Genomic DNA, 5,227 nt, shown 5'->3' on the forward strand with positions numbered 1-5,227 from the left:
GGATGTTGGTCTGGAAGGCGATGCCGTCGATGACGCTGATGATGTCGGCGATCTTCTTCGACGAGGCCTCGATGGCCGACATGGTGGTGACCACCTGGCTGACCACCTGTCCGCCCTGCGAGGCGACACCGGCCGCACCTTGCGCCAGCTGGTTGGCCTGGCGGGCGTGCTCGGCGTTCTGGCGCACGGTGGAGGTCAGTTCCTCCATCGAGGCGGCGGTCTCCTCCAGGTTGGCCGCCTGCTGCTCGGTGCGGCGCGACAGGTCGTTGTTGCCGGTGGCGATTTCCGCCGCCGCGCGGTGGATGCTGGATGCCGCGGTCTGGATGCGGTCGATGATGCCGGTGAGCTGGATGACGGTGGCGTTGGCGTCGTCGCGCATGTCGGCGAATGTACCGCGGTAGTCGCCCTCCATCTGCACGGTGAGGTCGCCCTGCGAGAGCGCGCGCAGCACGCCGGAAACCTGCTCGACGCTGGTGCCGATGGCCGCCAGCAGGCCGTTGAGCTGCTCGGAGACCTGCAACAGGAAACCGCTCTTGTCTTCCAGCCGGATGCGGCCGGACAGATCGCCGCGCGAGGCGGCGACGATGATGTCGCTGACTTCCTTCTCCACCTGCACCTCGAGGGTGCGGTCGTCCCACTCGACCACATAGCCGATGCGCTTGCCGTCGGCGTCGGCGACCGGGTTGATGATCTGGCGCATCACGTGGCCGCCGACGCTGAGCTGCGCGCGGTGGGTGCCGCGCAGGTCGCCCAGCAGTTTGCGCTGATGCGGCGGATGCTTGTGGAAGATGTCGATGTTGCTGCCGATCAGCGTCTGCATGTCGAAGTTCGGCAGATCGCGGCGCATGTCCTGCTCGGCCTTGCCCAGCATCTCCATCAACGGGCGGTTGGCGTAGATGATGTTGAGGTCGGCGTCGGCGATCATCACGCTGGTGGTGACATCGTCCAGCGCGGTGCGGATGCGCAGGTCCTCGGCGGCGCGCGTGCGGTCCTCTCCGGCGCGGGTGCGGAGCTGGCCGACCATCTCGCCGATGGCGGCATACATCTGTCCGATCTCGTCGCGCGAATGGTGCTCCACGCGCACGTCCAGGTCGCCGTGCGAGACCGCCTGGATCGCGTCCAGCGCCCCGGAGAGCGGGCGCAGGATGGAGCGGGCGATCAGCCAGCACGGCAGCAGCGCCGACAGCAGTACCAGCACGCCGGCCAGTACCAGCACCTTGCTGAAGCTCCAGGCGCGCGCGGCGATGTCGTCGGTGTATTCGCCGCTGCCTATGATCCAGCCCCAGCGCTTGTGCAGGCCGACGTAGGAAATTTTCTGCACCGCCCCGTCGACGCCGGGCTTGGGCCAGGTGTAGTCGAGGAAGCCGCCACCCTCCTGCTGCCCGAGCCTGGCCATCTCGACGAAGATCTTCTTGCCGTCGGCGCTGGTGGTGTCGCTGAGGTCCTTGCCGTTCAACGCGGTCTGGTAGGGATGCATCAGCATGGTGGGATGTCCGTCGTTCACCCACAGGTAGTCGCTGCCGTTGGCGCTGCGCAGCGATTCGATGGCCGCCAGCGCCTGCCGGCGCGCGTCCTCATCGCTCAGCTCGCCGGCGGCGGCGCGGTCGGCGTAGCGGTTGGCCAGCGCCAACGCCGCTTCCACGCGGGTATGCAGGGCGTCGCGTTCGTTCTGGAGCAGTTCGGCGTGGTTGCGCCGGGCGGCGACCAGGCACAAGGCGACGATGCCGGCCGCCAGGATGGCGAGCATCAACACGAATTTCCGGCGCAGCGGCAGGTCGCTGAAGAAGCGCAGGGCTGAGTGGGTGTTCATACGGTTGGTTCCTTTTCCGTCACCATGCATGGAAGGGGTGGCCCTGCGTCCTCGGACCACGAAACGGCCAGTTGCCTTCCCGCGTTATCGGCGCTGCTTCGCGCGGCTTCAGCATCCGCGGCTGCGGCATGCCATTGCGTGACGTGACGCCGGATTGGAGCTGGACCGGCATCACGGAACAGGCGTTTCGGAATGGCGGGTCTCCGGCGACACCTCCGGTCCGTGCCGCCGGAACATCCACCGACGGATCCTGCCTGCCAGGATCTGCCGGTACCGGATCAGAACTCCTGCCAGTCGCCGCCGTCGGCCAGCGCCGCATCGACCTTGCGCGGGGCCACAGGCGCCGGGCGCCGCGGAGCGGCGGGAGACCGGACTGCCGGCTGCGAGGTGGCCGGAGCCCGGGTAGGGGAGGCCGCAGCTGCCGCGTCGTCGATGCGGAACAGCGCGACCGCCGCCGCCAGGTGGCTGGCCTGCTCCTCCATCGAACGCGCCGCGGCGGTGGCTTCCTCCACCAGCGCAGCGTTCTGCTGGGTGGTCTCGTCCATCTGCATCACGGTCTGGTTGACCTGCTCGATGCCGGCGCTCTGTTCCTGCGAGGCAGCCGAGATCTCGGCCATGATGTCGGTCACGCGCTGCACCGAGCTGACGATCTCGCCCATGGTGGTGCCGGCCTGGTGGACCAGTTGCGAACCTTCGGACACCTTGTCGACCGAGGTCTCGATCAGGCCCTTGATCTCCTTGGCGGCGCCGGCCGAGCGCTGGGCGAGGGTGCGCACCTCGCTGGCGACCACGGCGAAGCCGCGGCCCTGCTCGCCGGCGCGCGCGGCTTCCACCGCGGCGTTCAGGGCCAGGATGTTGGTCTGGAAGGCGATGCCGTCGATGACGCTGATGATGTCGGCGATCTTCTTCGACGAGGCCTCGATGTCGGCCATGGTGGTGACCACCTGGCTGACCACCTGTCCGCCCTGCGAGGCGACGCCGGCCGCGCCCTGCGCCAGCTGGTTGGCCTGGCGGGCGTGTTCGGCGTTCTGGCGCACGGTGGAGGTCAGTTCCTCCATCGAGGCGGCGGTTTCTTCCAGGTTGGCGGCCTGCTGTTCGGTGCGGCGCGACAGGTCGTTGTTGCCGGTGGCGATTTCCGAGGCGGCCAGGTTGATGCTGCCGGCCGCCTGCTGGATGCGGCCGACGATGGAGGTCAGCTGCGCCACGGTGGCGTTGGCGTCGTCGCGCATCCTGGCGAACACGCCGTGGAAATCGCCGTGCATGCGCGCGGTGAGATCGCCGCGGGCAATGGCCTGCAGCAGGGTGGAGACTTCGGACAGGTTGCCGTCGGTGGTTTCCATCAGGCGATTGAGCCCCGCCACCATGTCGCCGAAGTCGTGCTCGAAGCGGTCCTCGTCGCCGCGCAGGCTGAAATCGCCCGCCGCCGCGGCACCGGCCAGGCGCTTGATCTCGGCATTGATCGCCGACAGGCTGGCCTTGGTTTCGTCCATCGCCTGGGTGATGGCGGCCTTCTCGCCGGGCAGGCGGTCCATGTCCACCGACAGGTCGCCGCGCGCATAGCGCTGCATCACTTCGACGATCCGCTGCGTCACATCCAGATGGCTGGAGACCAACTGGTTGGTGCCGGCCACCATCACCCCGTAATCGCCGGGGAAGCGGGAAGAGTCGATGCGGTGGCTGATGCTGCCCTCGTCATGGCGAAGCGCCATCTCGCTCTGGGCGTGGATGACCGCCTTGATCTGTTCGCGCATGTGCGACTGCGCGCGCAGCAACTGGCCCAGCTCGTCGTTCCGGCGCTCGGGGATGGCGGTGTCCAGCCGGCCCTGGGCGACATCGCCGGAAACGCGCACGGCGTCGGCCAGCGGACGCAGCACCATCGCGCGCAGCAGCAGCCACAGGCCGGCGCAGAGCGAGGCGGCGGCGAGCAGGCCGACCAGCGCCACCAGCCCGAGCAGTGAGCGTGCCTGCGCGGTGAGCAGGTCGCGCGGCACCATCACCCCCAGCGCGAAACGGCGGTCGCTCTTGCCAATGCGCAGCGGCGCATAGACTTCGACCATGCCGCCGGCGTCGGCCCTGAAGTCGGTATAGAGCTTGTCCTCGGCGACGGCGGCCAGGATCGCCCTGGTGGTGTCGTCCTCGCGCGTCTTGCCGACATTGGCCGCATCCGGCGAGGCCACGACCATGCCCATGGGCGACAGCAGCTCGGCGCGGCCTTCGCCCATCGGGCGCAGCTGGGCGATGCGCTCCTGCAGGGCCGAAAGCTCGAAGTCGGAGGTGACCACACCCAGTACCTTGTCGCCGTCCATGATCGGAATGGCGATGGTGGTCAGCATCAGGGTCTTGCCCCCGACCTCGTAGGGATACGGCTCGATGATGACCGGCTTCTTCAGTGTCCTGGGGGTGACGTACCAGGCGCCGAGCTTGGGATCTTCATAGTCGCGCAACGGCTCGGTCACCAGTTCGCCGCCGACCCGCGCCCAGTAGCTCATGGCACGTCCACTGGCGTCGTGCTCGGGGGCATCGATGAACTGCGCGTCCTTGCCGTCGAATGCATCCGGTTCCCACAGGACGCACATGCCGGCGCGTTCGGGGTGCAGTTCCAGCTGCTGCCTGAAAGTCTGCGAGACGGTGGCGCGGCTGATCTGCCCGCGCTGGGTGACCAGGCTCTCGGCCAGGGTCTGCACCGTATCGTAGGTCTGGCTCATCTCGGCGGCCAGGTTCTGGGCCTCGAGGCGCGCCAGGTTTTCCAGCGTGGCCTGCGAGGAGACCAGCAGGGCGCGGCTGCTTTTCCAGTAGCTGATGGCGGCGGTGAGGCCGAAGGCGGCCAGGGCGATCAGGGCGATGCCCAGCATCAGGCGGGTGGCGACGCTGCTCTTGCGTTCGCCGGACGAGGAACGGTGTGACGAAGCGGACATGGATGGACCGATGAGGACGGAATCCCCAGCTTCATCGGTCCGTTGCGGCAGTTCTTGAGGGCTTGCCCTACCGTCTGTCGGGAAGTTCCTGTCAGGCCACCGGTCCCGACCGGGACCGGTGGCGGTTTTTCACGCGATCGCGTTCAGAACTCCTGCCAGTCGCCGGCATCGGCGACCATCGTCGGTTCGATCGGGCGCGGGGCCGGCGCCAGCTTCGGAGCCGGAGTGCGGGCAACGGCGACAGGGCGGGGAAGGGAGCGGCCGGCCGCCCGGCTGTGGGCACCGGCATCGCCGGCTCCCGTGCGGAATACCGATACCGCCTCGGCCAGCTGGGTGGCCTGTTCCTCCATCGAACGCGCGGCGGCGGTGGCTTCTTCCACCAGCGCGGCGTTCTGCTGGGTGGCTTCGTCCATCTGCACCACGGTCTGGTTGACCTGTTCGATGCCGGCGCTCTGTTCCTGCGAGGCAGCCGAGATCTCGGCCATGATGTCGGTCACCCGCT

General features: G+C 68.3%; 2 protein-coding genes and 1 pseudogene. All 3 read right to left on the reverse strand.

What is annotated here, in order from left to right; translation table 11 throughout:
- Nucleotides 1-1,810 (reverse strand): cache domain-containing protein (locus QMX80_RS18165; RefSeq protein ID WP_282278583.1); only part of this gene is annotated, 1,810 nt, incomplete at its 3' end.
- Nucleotides 1,811-2,088: 278 nt separating this feature from the next.
- Complete coding sequence (locus QMX80_RS18170; RefSeq protein WP_282278585.1) at nucleotides 2,089-4,725, reverse strand: methyl-accepting chemotaxis protein; 2,637 nt, start codon at nucleotides 4,723-4,725, stop codon at nucleotides 2,089-2,091.
- A gap of 143 nt (nucleotides 4,726-4,868) precedes the next feature.
- Nucleotides 4,869-5,227, reverse strand: a pseudogene (locus QMX80_RS18175) (hypothetical protein); the annotation flags it as partial.

This window comes from Stenotrophomonas sp. PS02297 (assembly GCF_029959705.1).
Taxonomy (GTDB): domain Bacteria; phylum Pseudomonadota; class Gammaproteobacteria; order Xanthomonadales; family Xanthomonadaceae; genus Stenotrophomonas; species Stenotrophomonas nitritireducens.

Excerpts from the sequence above, each read along its gene's own strand:
- QMX80_RS18170 (WP_282278585.1), bottom strand. The coding sequence starts at position 4,725 with ATGTCCGCTTCGTCACACCGTTCCTCGTCCGGCGAACGCAAGAGCAGC.